Genomic DNA, 22,145 nt, shown 5'->3' with positions numbered 1-22,145 from the left:
GACCTGCAGGACCCCAGCAACCAGTCCGAACTGGCCCTGCAGCGCATCCGCGCGGTGGTGCCGCCGGCCCTGTATGCCCTGCTGGCGCATGACGGCAGCGAGTGGGACGCGCCGCTGGCCGGCGCTCCCCGCGGCAACGCCCCCCTGCCCGATGCCAGCCAGCTGGACCTGCGCACGCTGAAGGCCTCGACCGGCCAGGCTGCGGAAGATGCCGACGCGGTCGGCAGCAACAATTTCGCCGTTGCCGGCGCGCTGACCGCCGATGGCCGTGCGATCGTCGCCGATGACATGCACCTGGGCCTGCGCGCCCCCAGCCTGTGGTTCCGTGTGCGCCTGCGCTACCCCGATCCGCAGGCCGCAGGTGGCCAGGTCGACGTCAGCGGCTTCTCGCTGCCGGGCGTGCCGGCGGTGATTGTCGGCAGCAACGGCCACGTGGCCTGGGGCTTCACCAACAGCTACATCGACACCGCCGACTTCCGCAGCGAACCCGCCGACGCTGCGGTGACCGTGCATGAGGAGCGGATCGTCGTGGCCGGCGGTACCGACGTGCAATTCCCGGTACGCGAGACCGCGTGGGGACCGATCCTGCACACCCACGCCGATGGCAGCGGCGACGCCCTGCGCTGGGTCGCGCAGTTGCCGGGCGCGGTGCGCATGGACTTCGCCGACATGGCACGCGCCGCCGATCTGGACCAGGCCCTGCAGATTGCCGACCACGCCGGCATTCCCGCACAGAACCTGCTCATCGGCGACCGCAGCGGGCGCATCGCGTGGCGCCTGGTCGGCGCGCGGCCTGACCGTGGCCCGGACTGCGCGCCACTGGGCTTCAATGACAATCAGGCCAACCAAGGCTGCGCACCCTGGCCGATCCGCAGCGACGCCGCGCCGAGCCTGATCGATCCTGCTGCGCATCGGCTGTGGACTGCCAACAGCCGCGTGGTGGACGAGGCGACCCTGGCCACCGTCGGCAACGGCGGCTACGACCTCGGCGCACGCGGCCGACAGATCCGCGATCTGCTGGCCACGCAGGAACGCTTCGACGAGCACGACCTGCTGGCAATCCAGCTGGATGACCGCGCGGTGTTCCTGCAGCGCTGGTGGGTGCTGCTGCAGGAGGTGATCGAGCACAGCAACGATCCGGCACTGAAGCGGTTGGGCACGGTCAGCAGCCATTGGGACGGGCGCGCCGCGATCGATTCGGTCAGCTACCGGGTAGTGCGCGAGTTCCGTACACAGGTGCTCGACACGCTGACCGATGCGCTGCTGGCACCGGCCCGGGCGCAGCTGGGCGAGGACTTCCTGGCACCGCGCCTGGCGCAGCTGGAAGGCGTCGCCTGGCCGATGCTGGAACAGCGCCCCGCCAACCTGCTGCCGCCCGCGTACGCGAGCTGGGATGCGCTGCTGGCCGATGCTGCACATCGCACCGAAGCCGAGCTGTCCAAGCAGGGGCCGCTGGCGCACCGCAGCTGGGGCGAGCGCAATACCGCAGCGATCTGCCATCCGGTGGCGCGCGCCCTGCCCGCCTTCGCCAGTCGCTGGTTGTGCATGCCGGCCGATCCCCTGCCCGGCGACCGTGACATGCCGCGTGTACAGACGCCGACCTTCGGTGCCTCGCAGCGGATGGTGGTCTCGCCTGGCCACGAAGCCGACGGCATCGTGCACATGCCGGGTGGGCAGAGCGGCCATCCGCTATCGCCGTACTGGGGCGCGGGGCACGAGGATTGGGTGCATGGTCGCCCCACCCCGTTCCTGCCCGGCAAGGCACAGCACACGATGACGCTGGTACCGGTGCACTGACGGCGGCACCACATGCCCGAGGGTGCGCTGCACGCTGTAGAGCCGAGCCCATGCTCGGCTGCTTCTGGTGCGGAGCCGAGCGTGGGCTCGGCTCTACAAAATGCCCGTCCGCGCGACCGGGTCAGGCCCTGCGGCGCTCGATCAGGTTCAACAGCGGCCCGGTCATTGCGGTGGTCACCAGCGCCATGATCACCAGCACCGCGAACAGGCGGTCGCCGAGCAGGCCCAGCTCGTAGCCCAGGTTGAGCACGATCAGTTCCATCAACCCGCGGGTGTTCATCAGCACCCCCAGTCGCCACGCTTCGCGCGAGGCCATGCCGGTGCTGCGCGCCGCACTCCAGGTGCCCAGCAGCTTGCCCACCGTGGCCACTGCGATCACCACCACGCACAAGAGGATGTCGCTGCTCTGCAACGCGTCGGCGCGCATGCGCAGGCCGGTCATGGCGAAGAACAGCGGCAGCAGCAGGGTCACCGCGAACGGTTCGACCCTGGCCACCAGCAGCTGCCGCAGCTGCGCGTTGGACGACACCGCCACACCTGCAGCGAACGCGCCGAACAGCGCGTGGATGCCGAGCACTTCGGTCACCAGCGCACTGGCCAGCGACAGCAGCAGGATGCCCAGCAGCCAGCGCCCTTCGCGGCCCGGCGCGATGGTCTGGCGGGCAAACCACGGCTTCACCAGCCCCAGCATCAGCGCGATGAACGCCACCACGCACAGCAGGTTGAGGCTGGCCGGCAACCAGCCAGTGGCCTGAGCTGCGGCCACGATCAGCGCCAGCAGACACCACGCAGTCGCATCGCCCAACGCCGCGCAGGCGATGGCGGTCTGCCCCAGCGATGTGTGGGTGATGCCTCGATCAGCGAGGATGCGCAGCAGCACCGGAAAGGCGGTGATGCTCATCGAAATGCCGACGAACAGCGCGAACGCGGTAAAGCTCACGCCTTGCGGGCCATGCTGCGGGTACAGCCAGATGGCCAGGGCCACGCCAAGCACGAACGGCACCGCGATGCCGGCGTGGCTGACGGTGAAAGCGAATCGACGACGCCCACGCAAAGCGCCCAGATCAAGCTCGGCACCTGCCACCAGCAGGAACATCAGCACGCCCAGTTGGCTGAGCATGCCCAGCGGCCCCAACGAAGCGGCCGGGAACAGCGCGCCGTGCACCTGTGGCAGCAGACTGCCCAGCAACAGCGGCCCCATCATCAGGCCAGCGGCCATCTCGCCGATCACGGCCGGCTGGCCCAAACGCTTCAATAGTGCGCCCGCGCCTTTGGCGACCAGCAACAGCACCAGCAGCTGCAGCAGGAACAGGCCGAGCGGCGAGGCCAGGTGATGCGCCCAATCGCTGCCGACCACGGCTTCGGCCTTGCTGGCCACCGTCGGCAGCCCGGGCCCGGCATAGCGGGCCAGCAGCAGGCCGACCAGCAGCGGCACGCCGGCCCAGACCAGGTAACGCCACGCCCACTTCGTCGGCCGCACGGGACCTCCGGTCTGTACGTCCATGAACATTCCCCAATGTGCAGGGCGCCGATGATACGTCCTTGCCTGCTCCGGCGCTGTGCGCTCGCCGGGCATGGCCCGGCGCTACCGTTGTCAGGCGACCGGGCACTGCCGGTCAGGCCAACGCCTGCTCGTGCACGCCGGCGATGGCGCGGCCCGACGGATCAGCGGCGGCGGCGAAGCTGGCGTCCCAGGCAATGGCTGCCGGGGAAGAACAGGCGATCGACTTGCCACCCGGCACGGTTTCAGCCGCCGCATGACTGGGGAAGAACTGCTCGAACAGGTGGCGGTAGTAGTACGCCTCCTTGGTCTGCGGCGGGTTGTGCGGGAAACGCTTGTCGGCGGCCGCCAGAACCCGGTCGCTGACCTGTGCTTCGGCATGCGCCTTCAGGCCGTCGATCCAACCGTAGCCGACGCCATCACTGAACTGCTCCTTCTGCCGCCACAGGATGCTGTCCGGCAGATAGCCCTCGAAAGCCTCGCGCAGCACTGCCTTCTCGATGCGGCGACCACCGAAACCGGCGCCGACCATCTTGTGCGCGGCATCGAAACGCATCGCCACGTCGAGGAACTCGCGGTCCAGGAACGGCACGCGCGGCTCAACGCCCCAGGCCATCATCGACTTGTTGGCGCGCAGGCAATCGTAGTTGTGCAGGGCGTCGAGCTTGCGCACCAGTTCCTGGTGGAATTCGCGCGCGTCCGGCGCCTTGTGGAAGTAAAGATAGCCGCCGAAGATCTCGTCGCTGCCCTCACCGGACAGCACCATCTTCACGCCCATCGCCTTGATCCGGCGCGCCAGCAGGAACATCGGCGTGGAGGCGCGGATGGTGGTGACGTCGTAGGTTTCAATATGGCGGATCACCTCCGGCAGCACGTCCAGGCCTTCTTCGAAGGTGTATTCGAAGCCGTGGTGCACGGTGCCCAGCGCTTCGGCGGCCACCGCAGCAGCAGCCAGGTCCGGCGAGCCCTTCAGGCCGATGGCGAACGAATGCAGGCGCGGCCACCAGGCTTCGCTCTGGCCGCCATCTTCGATGCGACGGCGCGCATAACGTGCTGCCACGGCGGCAACCAGCGACGAATCCAGCCCGCCCGACAGCAGCACGCCATACGGCACGTCGCTCATCAACTGGCGTTCGACCGCATGTTCGAAGGCCTGGCGCAGCTCGGCGAGATCGGCCTGGCGGCCCTGCACGTCGTCGTACTCGCGCCACGGCTGCTGGTAGTAGCGCACCAGTTCACCGCTGGCGCTGTCGTAGTAATGGCCCGGCGGGAACTGGGCAACGTCGGCGCAGGTGTCGACCAGCGCCTTCATTTCAGACGCTACGCGCAGCCGCCCCTGCGCATCATGGCCCCAGTACAGCGGCACCACGCCGACCGGATCGCGCGCCACCAGCACACGGCCGGCTGCACGGTCCCACAGGGCGAAGGCAAAGATGCCGTTGAGCTGTTCCAGCCATTGCGCCGGCGATCCGCCCTGGCGGTACAGCGCGTTGATCACCTCGCAGTCCGAACCGGTCTGGAAGGCATAGGCTTCGGCGAGGCCGGCCTTGAGCTGCTGGTGGTTGTAGATCTCGCCGTTGACCGCCAGCGCCAGCTGCCCGTCTTCGGACAGCAGTGGCTGCGAGCCGCCGGCCGGATCGACGATGGCCAGGCGCTCGTGGACCAGCAGCGCGCCTTCGTCCAGATACACGCCGCTCCAGTCCGGGCCACGATGGCGCTGGCGCTGCGACAGCTCCAGCGCATGGCGGCGCAGGGAAGGAAGATCGTCACCGGCCTGCAGGCCGAAAATACCGAAGATCGAACACATGGGTGGAACTCCTGTTGTGGGGAAGTACACGGGGGGAAGGTGTTCGACCGGCCATCCAGGCCCGGGTGGGGCTGCGCCCGGGCACAAAAAAACCCGCATCGGCCGATGCGGGTTTTCTGGTGTCCGGGCGTATGTTGCTGTCTATCTACCCAGGGCGCAGTCCCGCATCGGCCGCGCGCGATTATTCGCACGCAGATTATTGCGGTTGGTGTTGTTGACGGCGGTGGCCAGGCGGAGCGACATGGATCCGACCGTAACCGGGTTTCCGGCGCGGCGCAACAGTTGCGATGGCAACCGATTCAGCGGCCACGCCGGTAGCGACCCGGATAATCCCCTGCCCGCTTTCCGGAACTCATGGATGAACCCCTCCTGCCGTCGCCTGCTGCCCCTCCTGGCCCTGATCGCCCTGGGCGGCTGCGCGACCACGCCCACCCGCCCGGTCGATGACAGCGAACGCGACGCCCTGGCCGCGGCTGCCGACGGCCAGTTCGATTCGGCGCTACGCGTGGCCAAGCTGTATCAGTACCGCAACGACGGGCGCGCACTGGACTGGTACGCGCGCGCCGCCGCCACCACGCCGCGCACGCACCGCACCACAAGCGCCGAGGAACAGCTGGGCAGGATCCTGGAACGCGGCCGGCTGGACAGTGCTGATACCCCGCAGAAGCCCGACGCAGTGGTGCTGAAACCCTCCGCGCGCAAGGCCTACCGCTGGTACCACCGCGCCGCCTATCACGGCTCGCCGTATGCGATGAGCGATCTGGAGACGTGGTATGAGCGACGTGGCGACATGGAGGGCGCGCTGCGCTGGCGCCTGCGCCGCGCGGTCTACCTGCGTCAGTTGTACAAGCTGCAGCCGTTGCGTGATGCCACCAGCGGGTCCGCGAAACCCGGCACTCCGCTCAGCGCTGATGCTTCACCGAATCCCGTGATCGCGCGCATCCAGCGCCGCGCCGCGCGCGGCGATGCCGAAGCGCAGGTGGACCTGGGCACGCTGTACGAGGCCGGCATCGGCGTGGTGCAGGACAAAACCGAAGCGCTGCGCTGGTATGAGCGTGCCGCTGCACAGGGCAACGTGTATGGCCAGTACCTGGCCGGGCTGGCACTCGGCCGCGGCGGCGATGGCCTGCAGAAGAACGTGGATGCGGCGGCGGCGTGGTTCGCCAAGGCCCACGCGCAGGACTTCTACATGGCCGACGAGTCGTACTGGCGCGAAGCGATCAAACCGCCGTTCTTCCGGTTCTCGGAGTAGCGCCGGGCCATGCCCGGCGGATCCACATAATCCGGCAGACCGGCGCTACACCAGCAGGCGTTCAACCAATCGCTGGTACAGCCCCGGCAGCGCTTCCAGCTCATCCACGCGCACGTTTTCATCCACCTGGTGGATGCTTGCGTTGACCGGGCCGACTTCGATGCACTGCGCACCCAGGGGTGCGATGAAGCGCGCATCGGAGGTGCCACCACCGGTGCTCTCGTCCGGCGCGCGGCCGGTGTGCTCGGCCAGCACCGCGCGCGCCGCTGCGCGCAATGTCCCTTCCGGGGTGTAGAACGGTTCACCGCTGCGGTGCCACTTCAGCGTGTACTGCAGGCCATGACGGTCCAGCAGCGTGGTGATCTCCGCTTCCAGCTTCGCTGCATCCCAATGCGGGTTGTAGCGGATGTTGAAATCCACCTCCAGCTCACCGGGAATCACGTTGTTGGCGCCGGTACCGGCATGGATGTTGGAGATCTGCAGGCTGGTCGCCGGAAAGCTCTCGTAACCCTCGTCCCAGCGCCATGCGCTCAGTTCGGCCAGCATCGGTGCGGCAAGATGGATCGGATTGCGCGCCTTGTCCGGGTAGGCAACGTGGCCCTGCACACCCTGCACGCGTAGCTTGGCCGACAGGCTGCCCCGTCGTCCCACGCGCAGCAGGTCGCCCAGCGTGGCAGTGGACGACGGCTCGCCGGTGATGCACCAGTCGATGCGCTGGCCGCGCTCGGCGAACAGCCGTGCGACATGGCGCACGCCGTCGATGGCATCGCCCTCTTCGTCGCTGGTCAACAGCACCGCCAGCGTGCCGGTGTGCTGCGGATGCGCCGCGACGAACTGTTCGGCAGCGATCACGAATGCGGCCACGCTGCCCTTCATGTCCGCGGTGCCGCGACCGTACAGCACACCATCGCGGATCTGCGGTGCGAACGGATCGCTCTGCCATGCCTCGCGCGGGCCCGGCGGCACCACGTCGGTGTGGCCCAGCAGGACCAGCACCGGTGCGCCGCTGCCGTGGGTGGCCCACAGGTTGTCGACCTCACCCAGCCGCAGGTGCTCGCAGGTGAAACCGGCCGCCTGCAGACGTTCACCGATCAGCGCCTGGCAACCGGCATCGTCCGGGGTCACCGACGGCCGTGCAATCAGATCGCAGGCCAGGTCGAGGACGGCGCTCACGCGCCGCCCACGCCGAAGCGCGCCTTGAAGCCGTTGTCGCTGAAACCCTGGCTGACCTTGCCGTCGGCAGTCACCACCAGCGGGCGCTTGATCAGCTGGGGGTATTCGCGCAGCAGCAGCTTCCACTCCGCTTCCGAATCGGCGGCCTTGCGGTTGTCCGGCAACTGCCGCCAGGTGGTGGAGGACCTGTTGACCATCGCCGCCAGGCCACCCAGCTGGGCGGCCCATTCCAGCAGCGTTTCCGGGCTGGGCTTGTTGTCGCGGTAGTCGACGAAGGTGTACGGCACGCCGAAGCGGTCCAGCCACTTGCTCGCCTTCCTGCAGGTATCGCAGTTCTTCAGACCGTAGACGGTGGTGCTCATGCGTGCGGCTCCGTCAGTCGGCCAGGCCGCGCAGCAGGTCGTTGACGCTGGTCTTGCTGCGAGTGCGGGCATCGACCTGCTTGACGATCACCGCGCAGTACAGCGAGTGGGTACCGTCCTTGCTCGGCAGCGAGCCGGACACCACCACGCTGTACGGCGGGATGTAGCCGTAGCTGATTTCGCCGGTGGCGCGGTTGTAGATGCGGGTGCTCTGGCTGAGGAACACGCCCATGCCGATCACGCTGTGATGGCCGACGACCACGCCTTCCACCACTTCCGAACGCGCACCGATGAAGCAATGGTCTTCGATGATGGTCGGGCTGGCCTGCAGCGGCTCGAGCACGCCGCCGATGCCGGCACCACCGGACAGGTGGCAGTGCTGGCCGATCTGCGCGCAGGAACCAACGGTGGCCCAGGTGTCGACCATGGTGCCTTCGCCGACATACGCACCGATGTTGGTGAAGCTCGGCATCAGCACCACGTCCTTGCCGAAATACGTGCCGCGACGGGCAATCGCACCCGGCACCACGCGCACGCCGCCGCGGCGGAACTTCGCCTCGTCATAGCCGGCAAAGCGCGATTCGACCTTGTCCCAGAACGGTGCCGGGCGTGCATCGACCACGGCCATGTCGTTGACGCGGAAATACAGCAGCACCGCCTTCTTCAGCCATTCGTTGACCTTCCAGCCACCATGGCCGTCCGGCTCGGCGACGCGGAATTCGCCGCTTTCCAGGCCATCGATCACGCGGTTGACCAGCGGACGGGTCGAGCCTTCCAGTTCGTGCAGGGTCAGCGTGGCGCGGCGCTCGAACGCGCTTTCGATGCCGAACTTCAGTTCTTCCACGCCCGGACCGGCCGGCTTGCGCAGCGACTTGCGTGCGATGTTCTCGGCGCGCGCGGCTTCGGCGGTCTTGGCCGGGGCCTTCTTCGCCGGGGCCTTCTTCACCGCAGCCTTCTTCGGCGCGGCAGTCTTCTTCGCAACCGGCTCAGCGGCAGCGGTCTTTTTGGCTGCTGCGCTCTTGGCGGTCGCGACAGTCTTCTTTACAGGCTTGGTGGCCATCAGGCGGGGTCTCCGGCGTTTCGATCAGGGTCCAGGCAGGCCAGCATTGCGTCATGCAGCTGCTGCCGGGCGGATTCAGTCAGGAGGAGGTCGTGTTCGTCACTGATCACGAAGGTGTCTTCGGCGCGTTCGCCGAATGTGGCAATGCGCGCGTCCTGCACGCGCAGACCCTGGTTGCGCAGCACGAACGCCACGTCGGCCAGCAGGCCGGGGCGGTCGGGGGCGACCAGGGCAAAACGGGTCGCGCCGGGTTCATCGCGGAACTCGATGCGCGGGGCAAAACGGAAGTGGCGAAGCTGGCGTGGCACCACCCGGCGCGAGGGACGCAGCCGCGTCAAATCGCCACTGAGCGCCTCGCGCAGGGCTGCTTCCAGGTTGGCGCTGCTGCCATCGGCAAACGTATCGGCCGGGCTCACTTCAAAATTATCGAAAATCGTGTCAGCCGGACCATCCAGCACGCGCGCGCGGTGGATGCCGTAGCCCTTGCGGTCCAGGGTCATCACGATCGCGGCGAACAGGCCATCACGGTCCGGCGAGTGCACGAACACTTCCAGTGCCGGGTCGTCGACGCTGATGCGGCGTACCTTCACCAGCGTCTGGCCCTGCTTGATCGGTACCAGCGCGGCGGCCTGCCAGGCCAGCTGTTCCGGGCGCAAACGGATGAAACCTTCGTCGGGCATCACCGCGAACTGGCGGTCGATGGTGGCATCGTCGTAGCCCTGCTCGCGTACCAGCGCACGCACGCTGTCGCGCGCTTCGGCCACGCGCTCGGCGGCCGGCACCGGGTGCTCCAGGCCTTCGCGCAGCGCGCGCCGGGTAGCGAAGTACAGATCGGCCAGCAGCCGGTCCTTCCACGCGTTCCACAGTTTCGGGCTGGTGCCGGCGATGTCGGCGCAGGTCAGCAGGTAAAGGTAATCGAGGCGGTCGCGGCTGCCGACCAGGGTCGCGAAACGATGGATCACGTCCGCATCGGCGATGTCCTGCTTCTGCGCGGTCACCGACATCCGCAGGTGCTGTTCGACCAGCCAGGCCACCAGCTCGGTATCCGAACCACTCAGCCCCTGCGCGTGGCAGAAGGCCCGTGCATCGACCGCGCCCAGTTCGGAATGATCGCCGCCACGGCCCTTGGCGATGTCGTGGAACAGGCCGGCCAGCAGCAGCAGTTCGGGCTTGCGCAGGCGCGGCCAGACTTCGTGGGCGATCGAGAAACGTTCGTCGGCGCGACTGCTGGCGAACAACCCCATGTTGCGCAGGACCATCAGCGTGTGCTGGTCGACGGTGTAGACGTGGAACAGGTCGAACTGCATGCGCCCGCTTACCTGGGCGAACGCGGGAATCCACTGCCCGAGCACGCCCAGCCGCGCCATGCGCGAAAGCGTGTCGACCGGGCGCTGGCCGCGCAGCAGGGCCATGAACTGTTCGCGCGCGTCAGGGTCTGCCTGGTCATACGCAGGCAGCAGCGGCAGCGATTCGGCCAGCGCGCGCGCGGTCAACGAATGCAGGCCGCGGATCTGCGGATTGTTCGCCCAGCTGGCGAACAGCGCGAAGACCTGGCCGATGTCCGCGTTCGGCCAGTCGGCATCGTTGGCCGCCAGATAGCCACGGCGCAGGGCGAACCCCACGGTCAGCGGCTCGGGCTGCGCCTCGCCATCGAACTGTTCCTCGAAGCGCTGCAGCAGACGATCGCTGATCCGCCGCACCACCGAAGCGGCGCGGTAGAAGCCCTGCATCATCTTCTCGACGCCCAGGCTTTCGGCGTCGTCTTCAAAGCCCAGACGCGCGGCCAGGGTCTTCTGGTAATCGAAGCGCAGGCGCTCTTCCGGGCGTCGCGCCACCAGATGCAGGCCGAAGCGCAGTCGTGCCAGCACCGCGCGTTCGCGCTTCAGCGCAGCGGCCTCGTCAGCGCCCAGGTGGCCCAGGCCGACCAGTGCTTCCAGATCTCGCACACCAAACGCACGCAGCGCCATCCAGCCCAGCGTATTGAGATCACGCAGGCCGCCGGGGCCATCCTTCAGGTCCGGCTCAAGGTTGTCGGCGGTATCACCGAAGCGCTGGTGGCGGTTGCGCAGCTCCTCCAGCTTGGCCAGGAAAAACGCACGTGGCGGCCACAGTTCGCGGTCATCCACCGCCGCACGCAGTGCACGCCGCGCCGCCTCATCGGCCGTCAGCGGGCGCGCTTCGATCAACGCCGTCAGCACGGTCTGATCGGCAGCGGCCTCGCTGCATTGCGCGGCCGAACGCACCGCGTGACTGACCGCCAGGCCGCAATCCCACAGCAGCGCGAACAGCCGCGCGAGCGACTCTTCGTGGGCCAGCTGCGCCTGTGGATCGCCGAACACCAGCAGGTCGATGTCCGAACGCGGGAACAGTTCACCGCGCCCATAGCCACCCACCGCGAACAGCGACAGACCACTGTCGGCCGGCAGGCAGCGCTGCCATGCATGGCGGATCAGGTGATCGGCCGCGCGCGCGCGCAACGCCAGCAGTCGCTCGATGTTGTCGCCCTGGTCGAAGCGGCGGTACAGGCGCGTATCGGCCTGCTGCAGCGCATCGCGCGCGGCAGCAGCCCAATCCGGGTCGTTGAGCGACGCGGCCGGCGTGTCCAGCAGCGAACTCGCCGGCAGCATCGTCAGGAGACCTGCGACTCGCCCGGCGACAGGGTCAGCACGTCCACGCCGGTCTCGGTGACCGCGATCATGTGCTCCCACTGCGCCGACAGCTTGCGGTCCTTGGTCACTACGGTCCAGCCATCGGGCAGCACCTTGTTGTAGCGGGTGCCCTCGTTGATCATCGGCTCGATGGTGAAGGTCATGCCCGGCTGCAGCACCAGACCCTGGCCCGGACGGCCGTAATGCACCACCTGCGGTTCATCGTGGTAGACCTTGCCGATGCCATGGCCGCAGTACTCGCGCACCACGCTGAAGCGCTCGCCTTCGGCATAGCTCTGGATCGCATGGCCGACGTCGCCCAGGGTTGCGCCCGGACGCACCGCGCGGATGCCGCGCCACATCGCCTCATAGGTGGCGTCGACCAGGCGCTTGGCCATCACCGACGGGGTGCCGACGAAATACATGCGGCTGGTGTCGCCATGCCAGCCGTCCTTGATGACGGTGACGTCGATATTGATGATGTCGCCATCCTTGAGAACCTTCCCTTCGCTGGGAATGCCGTGGCAGATGACATTGTTGACCGAGGTGCACACGGTCTTGGGGAAGCCGCGGTAGCCGACGTTGGCCGGAATGGCGCCCTGCACGTTCACGACATGGTCGTGGCAGATGCGGTCCAGTTCCTCGGTCGTGACACCGGGCTTGACGTGGGGGGTGACGATGTCGAGCACTTCGCTGGCCAGGCGGCCGGCGATGCGCATCATCTCGATTTCCTGCGGGGTTTTGATATTCACGCTCATGGCACCCATTATCGCCGATCCGGCCGCAATCTGAACGAACGCCACCCAACTGGCGATCCGGGCCATGCACGGATCCGGCAAGGAAGGTGAAAGCGTGATGGCCCACACCCTTTCGATAGCCTGTTTCTCACGGAATACAGACACTTGCGGTGCCTACGCTGGCCCCACTGTCGTCAAAACGGCGCCGAACGTGCCGTTTTCGCCCTGTTCAACGGACCTTCGGGTCAGGGAGGTTGTCCATGCGATCCGCAGCTCGTTCCCCTTTGGCCTGGGCCTTGGCCCTGCTGGTGGCCGGCCCGGCAGCCGCCGCCGACACCGTCACGTTCAATGTCCTGCTGACCATCAACAAGGCCTGCACGATCACGGCCGCAGCAGCGACCAACGTCAACTTCGGCAATGCCGATTCAAGCTCCGTCACCCCGCTGAATGCGCAGGGCACGGTGACCGCCCAGTGCAGCGTGACCACCCCTTATACGATCGCGCTCAATGCCGGCCTCAACCCCACCACCGCCGGTGACGTGACCACCCGCCGCATGCGCAATACCGACACCGGGGTGACCGCCAACAACTTCGTCGGTTATCAGCTCTACCAGGATTCCGGCCACAACACCGTGTGGGGCGCGAGCACTGGCACCAACACGGTGGCTGGCACCGGCACCGGCGCCAACCAGGTCTACCAGGTGTACGGCCAGGTGGCCAACCCCAGCCTCAGCAACGCTGCCCCCGGTTCCTACCAGGACACCATCACCGCCACCATCACTTACTGAGGGCGTGCCGATGCCACTGCCGCGCGTACGCCGCTTGCAACGGCTGGCGCTGATTGCGTTGGCGCTGGCGCCTGCGCTTTGCCTGGCCGCCAGCCTGCAGGTGTCGCCAACCCAGTTCGAGCTGCGCCCCGGGCAGAACGCCGAGGCCCTGTGGATCAGCAACAGTGGTACCGAACCGGTGCAGGTGCAGGTGCGCATCTACCGTTGGCAGCAGGCCGATGGCCGCGACCAGCTCGAGAGCAGTGACGACCTGCTGCCAAGCCCGCCGATGCAGTCGCTCGCCGCCGGCCAGCGGCAACTGGTGCGCCTGGTCCGCGTCGATGCCGCCGCTCCTGCCGAGCAGCAGGCATTCCGGGTGATCGTCGATGAGATCCCGGCCTACGATCCAGCCCGCCAAGGCATGCAGTTCGTGCTGCGCTATTCGATTCCCTTCTTCGTGCAGCCGGACGGCAAGCCGCCCATGCCGCAACTGCAGGCGCGACTGGTCGATGGCGGCGCCAGCCCAGCCATGCTGGAAGTACACAACAGCGGCAACGGACACGCGCAGATCGCCGATCTGGCGGTCGCCCTGGAGGGCCGCAGCACGCCATTGCTGCCGGGTCTGGTGGGCTATGTGCTGCCAAGGCAGACCATGCGCTGGGCCCTGCAGCAGGCTCCTGCACACGTGGTCGGCGGCACCTTCAGTGCGAGGATCAATGGTGGGTCGCAGCTTACGCCCCTGCCTGCGACGCCGCCGGCTCGCTGAGGCCTGCATGCTGGCCTGCTGCACCGGCCTGGCTTCTGTCTCCGTGCACGGCGCCGGCCGTGGCCTGCCGGCACCTGCTACCGACATCGCCGCCGAAGCGTCGCTACCCGCACCGACACCGTTGACCGCTCCGCAGGCGCTGTATCTGGACACCAGCCTCAACCAGGCGCAGCGCGGCCTGATGCTGTTCCATGAGCAGGGTGGACGGCTGCAGGCACCGGCCTCTACGCTGCGCCAGCTCGGCTTTCCCGTGCGCGGCGACGCGCCGGTCTACCTGGATCAGATCCCGCAACTGATAGTTCATTACGACGCCAGCCTGCAGGTACTGGACCTGCACGTACCGCTGCAGCAGCTGCAGTTGCCGGTAGCGCAGCTGGGCAGGGGCATCGAGTCGGCGCCGGCCGCACAGGCGTCACCCGGCATGGCTGTCAACTACGACGTCTACGCCAGCCACAGCAATGGGCTGGGCAATGTCAGCCTCAACAGCGACGTCCGCCTGTTCGGCTTCGGCAACGGCACCCTGCGCAACACGGCGCTGATGCGCAGCTACCAACTCCCCGGCGAAGGCTGGCAGCAGGAATCGGTGCGGCTGGATACCAGCTGGCGCCTGGACTTGCCGGAGCAGGCACTGACCCTGACGGTGGGCGACTTCTACAGCGGGTTCCTGGAGTGGAGCCGCCCTGCCCGCATGGCCGGGGTGCAGATCGGTCGCAACTACGGCCTGCAGCCCTACCGTGTGCTCACCCCCACGCCGGCCTTCCTCGGCGAGGCGGTCGTCCCGTCCAGCGTCGAGCTCTACATCGACGGGCTTCGCCAGTACACCGGACAGGTCCCGGTCGGTCCGTTCCAGCTTGCCGCACAACCCGGCATCAATGGCACCGGCACAGCCCAGGTGGTGGTCACCGATGCTTTTGGCCGCATGCAGACCCTGGACTTCGCCTTCTACGGCACCCAGCAACTGCTCGCGGCGGGCCTGTCGGACTGGTCCGCAGGCCTTGGCAGGTTGCGTCGCGACTATGGCATCCACTCGTTCCGCTATGACACCGACACCGTCGCCAGCGCCACCCTGCGACGCGGCGTCAGCAACCGCTTCACCGCCGAAGCGCATGCGGAAGGCGGTGGCGGCATCGTCAATGCAGGGCTCGGCGGTGCGTGGCTGCTCGGCCAGGCCGGCGTGCTCAGCGCGAACTGGAGCGAAAGCCGCGACGGCCAGCGCAGCGGCCGCCAGTACGGCCTGGGCTACAACTGGAACAACCGCCGCTTCAATGTAAACCTGGCCAGCCGCCGCACCAGCGGCGACTACCGCGATCTCGGCAGCCTGCAGGACAACGTCCCGCCCCGGGTCAGCGAGCAGGCATCGTTCGGCGTTGACCTGCAGCAGCTGGGGTCCTTCAGCGTGAGCTACCTGCGCCTGGACCAGCCGCAGCCCCTTTTCAACGCGCCGCAACCGGCGCCACCGCAGGCACTGCCGTTCAGTCGCAGCCGCTACCTGAGCCTGTTCTGGTCACGCACGTTCGGCCGCTGGAACGCCTATCTTTCTGCCACCCAGGACATCGACCAGCGTCGCAACCGCAGCGTCTACCTGTCACTGGGCACCCATCTGGGCCAGGACCGGCAGGCCACCCTGTCGGCGCAGCGCAACGGCGACCGCCATTACGCCAGCGCCGAGGTCATGCGGCCGGTGCCTGGCGACGGTGGCCGGGGTGGCCCGGGGTGGCGCCTGCAGGCGCGCGACGATGGCGGCGGCCTGGCCGAGATCGGCGCACTCGGCGCTCACGGCCGCTACGCCGCCGGCATATCCCGCAACAGCGGGCAGACCTTCGCCTACGGCAATGCCAGTGGCAGTCTGGTATGGATGGCCGGCAGCGTGTTTGCCGCACGCGAAGTGCCAGACGCCTTCGCCGTGGTCTCCACCGGTCGCCCTGGCGTTCCGGTGCTGCTTGAAAACAGGCAGATCGGCGTCACCGATCACAAGGGCCTGCTGCTGGTCACACCGCTGCTGTCATGGCAACGCAACCGCCTGACGATCGACACACTGGGACTTCCTGCCGACCTGCGTGCCGAGCAGGTGGAGACCTTGGCCACGCCCCGCCAGGGCGCCGGAATGCGCGTGGACTTCGCACTGCGACAGTCGCATGGCGTGCTGTTGACCCTGCTTGATGGCAACGGCAGCCCCCTGCCCTTGGGCGCGCGCGTGCAGGGCGAGGGCATGCCACCCACCGTGGTCGGCCATGATGGCCAGGCCTGGGTAGAGCTCGGCAGCGAAACCACCCTGCTGCAGGTCGACAGCGAACAGGGCCGTTGCCACATACAGGTGCAGCGCCCCGGGCCCGGCATCCGCCGGCTCGCTGCGCTGCGCTGCGCGCCGGAGCAACACCCGTGATCCGCCTTCTGGGTGCGTTGATGGCCCTGTGGCTGGGTCTCCAGGCGTTGCCGGCGCGCGCGGCTACGTCCTGCTCGCTGACCAGTCCGACGCTGTCCTTCGGCACCGTCTCCAACGGTCTGGTTGACACCACCACGACCTTCAACATCAACTGCAGCACCGGTGCGGTCGCGCTGCTGGCCAACGCCCGCGTGACGTTCTGCGTGGGCCTGCCCGCAGGTACCGGCGGCACCACCATCACCCCCTCACGCACGTTCGCCAACAGCTTCGGCGACCGCCTCAACTACCAGATCTACAGCGATGCCGCGCGTACCAGCGTGTTCGGCAGCGGCAGCGCCAGCAGCCCCGCCTGGGCCATGTACCAGATGCAGTACCCGGTTCCTGTCCTGGGCGGATCCGGCTCCGGCACGGTCACGCTTTACGGCCGCTATCCGGCCAGCCAGCTGCTGTCGGCCGGCGCCTTCACCAGCACCCTGGCCGCCACGTTCCAGTACGCCTACAACGAACCCATCCTTGGCACACCGCCCTACCCTGCCAACTGCACCGTGGGGTCGCCCACCGTCACCGGCAATTCGGGGCTGATCACCGCCACGATGTCGGTGATCGCCAACGCCACCGTCAATCCGTCGTGCGGCACCTATGTCACCGCGCCGATGAACTTCGGCAGCAGCACCGGCACGGTGCTCGCCAACATCGACCGCACCGCGGTGTTCAGCCTGACCTGTGTCAACCGCAGCGCCTTCCAGATAGGCCTGGACAACGGCAGCAACGCCGATGGCGCAGGCAACCGGCGCATGCGCGTCGGCAGCACCGGTGCAACCGTGCCCTACGAGCTCTACCAGAATGCAGGGAGAACCCTGCGCTGGGGCAACGTGCTCAACAGCAGCACCGTGCCCGGCACGGGCAGCGGATCGGCACAGAGCCTTACCATCTACGGCCGGGTTGCTCCCACCAGCGCCGCCACGACGTCGCCGGGTGTCTACACCGACACGGTCACGGTCACCATCACCTACTGAGCGTTCCGGCTACAGATCTGCGCAGGAACGCCGATATGGCCTGCGTCCCCACTGCCGGCACCGCCATTGCGTTACGTCCTCCTGTTGGCCAGCGTCAGCGTACTCGGCAGCACCTTCGCCCTCGCGGCAGCTCCGCAGTCGCACGCCAGCCTGGCCATCACCCTGCAGGTCAGCGATGCGCGCCGGGCACCTGCCGCGCAGCAGCGCAGCGATGCGCCTGCACCCGTGCCGTTGCAGGTGCAGGCATTGACCCCGGCAGCTCCCCGCAGCTCCGCAGCAGCGGCGATGGTGACGGTGACCTATTGATGCGTCGCCTGCTGTGGCTGTGGCTGGCACTCACACCGTGCCTGGCGCACAGCCTTGAACTGTCCAGCACCCGGTTGCTGCTGCCGGCTGATCGCACCGACACCGAACTATGGCTGCGCAACCCCGAAGCCGGCACCTGGCAGGGTGAGGCCCGGCTGTACCGATGGCAGCAACAGGACGATGGCGAACAGCTGCTGCCTGCCGAAGACGTGGCGCTGAGCCCTCGCAGGCTGCAGATCGCGGCCGGCCAGCGCCAGCGATTGCGCGTTGTGCGCCTCGGCCCGGCCCCTGCTGGCGTGTAGCACGCGTATTGGCTGGTGATCAGCCCGGCGAGTGTTGTGCCCACACCGTTTCCTCCGATCCGCTACTCGCTGCCGGTCTTCCTCGATCCGGTCGCATTGGCGGCGCCCACCCTGCTGCACCTGCAGGCACGCGCGCTGCCCGGACAGCCGCAGCAGCTGTGGCTCTACAATGAAGGCACGCGCCATGCGCACCTGGCCGACCTGGTGTTTATGGACGCCAAAGGACGCCGCCAGCTGTTGATCGCCGGCCTGGCCGGCTACGTCCTGCCAGGGAGCCGCCGCCACTGGGCGCTGCCCTGGCGCGCCGATGGCTATGCTGGCGGCCGCTTCCGGGCCCGCCTGGACCATGCACCGGAGGCGGCTCTGGACGCCCCGCCCCCGTCATTTGCGGCCGGAGCACCTGGCGGGCTATAATTGCCCGGATGTCCTGCCGCCCTGTGCGCGGGACGCCGTCCACACCGGACGTCACCGGTGAATCCACACCTGCTGCCCCCATCCGTGCCGGGGTGCTCCGCAAGGAGTTCGGCCACGGAGGCAACAGGGAAGCCCAACCCCGGAACCTTCAGCGCTTCCACGCGTCCCGCATACCTATCCCGCGGGCGGAATCGCCGGTTCCCCATCAGGAGTATTGCAATGCCCCAGGTCACCATGCGTCAGATGCTGGAAGCCGGCGTCCACTTCGGCCACCAGACCCGCTACTGGAACCCGAAAATGGCTCCGTACATCTTCGGCGCCCGCGGCAAGATCCACATCATCAACCTGGAAAAGACCGTCCCGCTGTTCAACGACGCGATGAACTTCATCTCGTCGGTTGCCCAGAAGCGCGGCACCATCCTGTTCCTGGGCACCAAGCGCAGCGCGCGTGAGTCCATCCGTGAAGAAGCCGAGCGTTGCGGCATGCCCTTCATGAACCAGCGTTGGCTGGGCGGCACCCTGACCAACTTCCGTACCGTGAAGCAGTCGGTTGCCCGCCTGAAGGAACTGGAAGCCGGTGAATCCGACGGCACCTTCGAGAAGCTGGTCAAGCACGAAGTGCTGGGCCTGCGTCGCGAGCGCGACAAGCTGGAAGCCTCGCTGGGCGGCATCAAGGACATGAACCGTCTGCCGGACGCGATCTTCGTCATCGATATCGGCCACGAAGACATCGCCATCAAGGAAGCCAAGAAGCTCGGCATCCCGGTGATCGCTGTCGTCGATACCAACTACAACCCGGAGCTGGTGGATTACGCGATCCCGGGCAACGACGACGCCATCCGTGCCGTGCAGCTGTACGCACGCGCTGCTGCTGACGCCGTGCTGGAAGGCAAGGCTGCTGCGCCGCACGCTGCCACCGTCCGTGAAGAAGAGTTCGCCGACGCTCCGGCCGAAGAAGGCAAGCCGGTTCGCCGCGCTCCGGCCAAGAAGGCCGTTGCTGCCGACAAGGGCGAAGCCCAGGCCTGATCCAGGCCCCGGTGGGCGCCACGCGCCCACCTTTCCTGTCCGCTGCCGATGGCGCGACGACAGGAAACTGTCACACGGGCCGGCCACCATGCCGGCCCAACCCCTTTCTTTCGTGAGGTAATCCCGTGGAAATCACTGCTTCCCTGGTCAAGGAACTGCGCGAGCGCACCGGCGCCGGCATGATGGAATGCAAGAAGGCGCTCACCGAGGCCGGCGGCAACATCGACGCCGCTGCTGAAGCGCTGCGCAAGTCCGGCGCCGCCAAGGCCGACAAGAAGGCTGACCGCGTGGCCGCCGAAGGTCGTCTGGGCCTGGCCCAGGACGGCGGCAAGGCCGTGCTGGTCGAGATCAACTCGGAAACCGACTTCGTCGCCAACGACATCAACTTCAAGAACTTCGTCGATTCCGTCGCTGCCGCTGCCCTGGCATCGGGCGCCACCGACGTGGAAGTGCTGAAGAGCGCCAAGCTGGCCACCGGCGAAACCGTCGAAGAAGCCCGCGCCACCGCCATCCAGAAGCTGGGCGAGAACATCCTCATCCGTCGCCTGGTCAAGCTGGACACCACCGGCAACGTGGGTTCCTACGTCCACACCAACGGCAAGGTCGGCGTGCTGATCGACCTGATCGGCGGCGACGCCGAACTGGCTCGCGGCCTGGCCATGCACGTGGCTGCGCTGAAGCCGCCGCACAACAAGGCTGCCGATGTGCCGGCCGAGTTCGTGGAAAAGGAAAAGGAAATCGAACTGGCCAAGATGTCCGAAAAGGACAAGTCCAAGCCGGCCGACATCCTGGAAAAGATCATCAGCGGCAAGATCAACAAGATCGTCAGCGAAGTGACCCTGTACGGCCAGAGCTACGTGCTGGACGGCGACAAGTCCGTCGAGCAGGTCGTCAAGGCTGCCGGCGCCGACGTGGCTGGCTTCCAGCTGCTGGTCGTTGGCGAAGGCATCGAGAAGGTGGTGGAAGACTACGCCGCCGAAGTTGCCAAGGCGATGCAGGTCTGATTCCAGCCTCGCGGCTGTGATGAAACCAGAAGGAGCCGCGGGAAACCGCGGCTCTTTTTTTATGCCTGCACCCGCGGTGGGTGCCCTTTCTGTGGGTGCGCACCGTTGCTGCGCACACCGGAACCAAGGGTCTTTGCGTTGCGTGCGAATCAAGCCGATACTCGGCACAGGGAACCTGCAGTCACATAACAGGAACGAAAGTCGCGGACTGTGATGCATTCCTAGGTATTCTTGTCCTAATGGAATTGAACGACCCGACATGCCTCCCGAGCTGACAGCTGCACTGGCGCTTTGCCGCAACCTCCCCTCGCCGCCCGGTATTGCCCTGCGCATCATCGAACTGGCCCAGGACCCGGAAGCGGACATCGCAACCGCTGCGGACATCATCGCCATCGACATGGCGTTGAGTGCCCGCATGCTGCGTATCGCCAATTCGCCGCTGTACGCCAGCCGGCGCCGGATCGAGAACCTCGGCCAGGCGCTGACCATGCTCGGACTGAACGCTACGATCAGCCTCGCCCTGGGCTTCACCGTCACCCAGGGCCTGACCGGCAAAGGCGGCGCCGACCACGACCTGCGCCAGCGCGCCTGGAAGCGCAGCATCCTCAGCGCGCTGGCGGCCAGCCAGCTCGGCCAGGCGCGCGGCCTGCGCCGGCTGGAGGAGCTGATGCTGGCCGGGCTGCTGCAGGACATGGGCGTGCTGTGCCTGGCCCAGGCCGAATCCGAACGCTACCTGCCCCTGCTGCGCGAAGCGCGCGACAACCCCGACCTGATCGCGCGCGAGCGCCAGGAACTCGGCTGCAGCCACGCCGACGTCGGTGCATGGGTAGCGGAGGAGTGGGGCCTGCCGCGCTACCTGGTGGACAGCATCCGCCACAGCGAAGACGAAGGTGCCGCCGAGAATCCATTCCAGGCCTGCGTACAGCTGTCTGGCGCCGTCGCCGACATCTGGCTGGACGAAGACGCCGATGCTGCCCGCGAACGCGCCCTGCAGCAGGTCCACGACCGGCTGGAGCTGGACAGCGCCCGCTTCGACCAGGTCCTGGCGCGGATCAGCGAAGCGCTGCCGGACATCGCCAGCCTGTTCGAGAACGGCCTGAATTCGCCAGCCCGCGTGCGCGAGCTGATCGACCACGCCCAGGAGCTGGCCACCCTGCGCAACCTGCGCGAACTGCAGGATGCCGATCAGGCCCGCCGTCGCGCCGATGAATTCGAGGCCCGCGCCAAGCGCCTGGCCGACCAGGCCCATCGCGATGCCCTGACCGGCGTCCTCAACCGTCGCCAGCTCGAAGCCGTGCTTGAACAGGAATTCCTGCGTGCCGGCCGCCATGGCTGGCCGTTGTCGGTGGCCTTCATCGACCTGGACGATTTCAAGAAGATCAACGACGCCCACGGCCACCTGACCGGCGACGAGGTGCTGCGCGCCTTTGCCGGCAAGCTGCAGGGGCAGCTGCGCAACAGCGACACCGTCGCCCGCTTCGGCGGCGAGGAGTTTGTCGCGCTGCTGCCCAATACCAGCGAATCGGTGGCCCTGGACGTGATCCGCCGGGTACTGGCCAACATCGTCGCCACCCCGATGGCGGAACTGGAAGGCGGCCCGCTGTTCATCACCTTCTCGGCCGGCGTAGCCACCCAGGGCGGCTACGAGCGTTTTGCCGGCGTGCAGGACCTGCTGCGCGCTGCAGATGACGTGCTTTACCGCTCCAAGAACCTGGGCCGCAACCGGGTCATTGCACGCTCTCCCGGTGAGCTGGGGCATGATGAGCTGTCTGCCACTGCGGGCGCTGAGCTGGGCTGAATGGTGCGCCCCGGATGTACGGGGCA

19 protein-coding genes are annotated in these 22,145 nt (G+C 67.5%); 12 read left to right on the top strand and 7 right to left on the bottom strand.

Features of this window, described 5'->3' with window-relative positions:
* On the top strand, nt 1-1,797 hold a 1,797-nt coding region (locus DBR20_RS10420), incomplete at its 5' end, for a penicillin acylase family protein (RefSeq protein WP_108266124.1).
* 121 nt (nt 1,798-1,918) lie between these two features.
* Here the strand turns inward: DBR20_RS10420 and DBR20_RS10415 are convergent.
* Nucleotides 1,919-3,307, bottom strand: coding sequence for a cation:proton antiporter (locus tag DBR20_RS10415; RefSeq protein ID WP_108266123.1), 1,389 nt, complete (start codon nt 3,305-3,307; stop codon nt 1,919-1,921).
* Between the two features lie 106 nt (nt 3,308-3,413).
* The gene (asnB, locus tag DBR20_RS10410) at nt 3,414-5,105 is read right to left on the bottom strand and encodes an asparagine synthase B (protein WP_108266122.1); all 1,692 of its coding nucleotides are present in this window, start codon (nt 5,103-5,105) and stop codon (nt 3,414-3,416) included.
* A 358-nt stretch (nt 5,106-5,463) separates the two neighbouring features.
* Here asnB and DBR20_RS10405 point away from each other — a divergent pair, with 358 nt between their 5' ends.
* Nucleotides 5,464-6,357 (top strand): tetratricopeptide repeat protein, encoded by an 894-nt coding sequence (locus DBR20_RS10405; protein ID WP_181393066.1) that lies wholly within the window; start codon nt 5,464-5,466, stop codon nt 6,355-6,357.
* A gap of 45 nt (nt 6,358-6,402) precedes the next feature.
* Here the strand turns inward: DBR20_RS10405 and dapE are convergent, their stop codons facing one another.
* From dapE to map, 5 genes are read right to left on the bottom strand one after another with little or no spacing between them, the layout of a single operon-like run.
* Nucleotides 6,403-7,530, bottom strand: a complete 1,128-nt coding sequence (dapE, locus tag DBR20_RS10400) for a succinyl-diaminopimelate desuccinylase (RefSeq protein ID WP_108266120.1) — start codon at nt 7,528-7,530, stop codon at nt 6,403-6,405.
* Entirely contained in the window at nt 7,527-7,892 is a 366-nt protein-coding gene (locus DBR20_RS10395) for an arsenate reductase (RefSeq protein WP_108266119.1), read from the bottom strand. Before DBR20_RS10395 ends, dapE begins: the two co-directional genes overlap by 4 nt.
* Before the next feature lie 13 nt (nt 7,893-7,905).
* Complete coding sequence (gene dapD, locus DBR20_RS10390) at nt 7,906-8,952, bottom strand: 2,3,4,5-tetrahydropyridine-2,6-dicarboxylate N-succinyltransferase (RefSeq protein WP_100552023.1); 1,047 nt, start codon at nt 8,950-8,952, stop codon at nt 7,906-7,908.
* Nucleotides 8,952-11,579 carry a [protein-PII] uridylyltransferase gene (locus DBR20_RS10385; protein ID WP_108266118.1) on the bottom strand — a complete coding sequence of 876 codons (2,628 nt, stop codon included), beginning with the start codon at nt 11,577-11,579 and terminating at the stop codon, nt 8,952-8,954. The genes dapD and DBR20_RS10385 overlap by 1 nt, the downstream gene beginning before the upstream one ends.
* 2 nt (nt 11,580-11,581) lie before the next feature.
* Nucleotides 11,582-12,424 carry a type I methionyl aminopeptidase gene (gene map, locus DBR20_RS10380; RefSeq protein ID WP_089239865.1) on the bottom strand — a complete coding sequence of 281 codons (843 nt, stop codon included), beginning with the start codon at nt 12,422-12,424 and terminating at the stop codon, nt 11,582-11,584.
* A 173-nt stretch (nt 12,425-12,597) separates the two neighbouring features.
* Here map and DBR20_RS10375 point away from each other — a divergent pair, with 173 nt between their 5' ends.
* The 10 genes from DBR20_RS10375 to DBR20_RS10335 all read left to right on the top strand — a co-directional run bounded on the left by DBR20_RS10375 (nt 12,598) and on the right by DBR20_RS10335 (nt 22,119).
* Nucleotides 12,598-13,125, top strand: coding sequence for a spore coat U domain-containing protein (locus DBR20_RS10375; RefSeq protein ID WP_108266117.1), 528 nt, complete (start codon nt 12,598-12,600; stop codon nt 13,123-13,125).
* Nucleotides 13,126-13,135: 10 nt separating this feature from the next.
* Nucleotides 13,136-13,870, top strand: a complete 735-nt coding sequence (locus DBR20_RS10370) for a molecular chaperone (RefSeq protein WP_108266116.1) — start codon at nt 13,136-13,138, stop codon at nt 13,868-13,870.
* Between the two features lie 7 nt (nt 13,871-13,877).
* Nucleotides 13,878-16,253 (top strand): fimbria/pilus outer membrane usher protein, encoded by a 2,376-nt coding sequence (locus tag DBR20_RS10365; protein WP_229979393.1) that lies wholly within the window; start codon nt 13,878-13,880, stop codon nt 16,251-16,253.
* On the top strand, nt 16,250-17,269 hold the full coding sequence (locus DBR20_RS10360; RefSeq protein ID WP_108266114.1) for a spore coat U domain-containing protein: 1,020 nt from the start codon (nt 16,250-16,252) through the stop codon (nt 17,267-17,269). The genes DBR20_RS10365 and DBR20_RS10360 overlap by 4 nt, the downstream gene beginning before the upstream one ends.
* 66 nt (nt 17,270-17,335) lie before the next feature.
* Nucleotides 17,336-17,575 (top strand): hypothetical protein, encoded by a 240-nt coding sequence (locus tag DBR20_RS10355; protein WP_108266113.1) that lies wholly within the window; start codon nt 17,336-17,338, stop codon nt 17,573-17,575.
* Complete coding sequence (locus tag DBR20_RS22960) at nt 17,575-17,877, top strand: fimbria/pilus periplasmic chaperone (protein ID WP_258223291.1); 303 nt, start codon at nt 17,575-17,577, stop codon at nt 17,875-17,877. The genes DBR20_RS10355 and DBR20_RS22960 overlap by 1 nt, the downstream gene beginning before the upstream one ends.
* A gap of 15 nt (nt 17,878-17,892) precedes the next feature.
* Nucleotides 17,893-18,291: a hypothetical protein gene (locus DBR20_RS22955; protein ID WP_258223290.1), complete on the top strand. Its 399-nt coding sequence runs from the start codon at nt 17,893-17,895 to the stop codon at nt 18,289-18,291.
* 219 nt (nt 18,292-18,510) lie between these two features.
* Nucleotides 18,511-19,317, top strand: coding sequence for a 30S ribosomal protein S2 (rpsB, locus tag DBR20_RS10345; protein WP_089239851.1), 807 nt, complete (start codon nt 18,511-18,513; stop codon nt 19,315-19,317).
* A gap of 125 nt (nt 19,318-19,442) precedes the next feature.
* Nucleotides 19,443-20,321 (top strand): translation elongation factor Ts, encoded by an 879-nt coding sequence (gene tsf, locus DBR20_RS10340; RefSeq protein ID WP_089239849.1) that lies wholly within the window; start codon nt 19,443-19,445, stop codon nt 20,319-20,321.
* Between the two features lie 259 nt (nt 20,322-20,580).
* Nucleotides 20,581-22,119: a GGDEF domain-containing protein gene (locus DBR20_RS10335; RefSeq protein ID WP_108266112.1), complete on the top strand. Its 1,539-nt coding sequence runs from the start codon at nt 20,581-20,583 to the stop codon at nt 22,117-22,119.
* Nucleotides 22,120-22,145 lie beyond the last annotated feature (26 nt).

It is taken from the genome of Stenotrophomonas sp. HMWF023 (genome assembly GCF_003060985.1).
GTDB lineage: Bacteria > Pseudomonadota > Gammaproteobacteria > Xanthomonadales > Xanthomonadaceae > Stenotrophomonas > Stenotrophomonas lactitubi.
The sequence above is the reverse complement of the archived record's forward strand: the minus strand, read 5'-3'. Positions and strand labels throughout refer to the sequence as shown.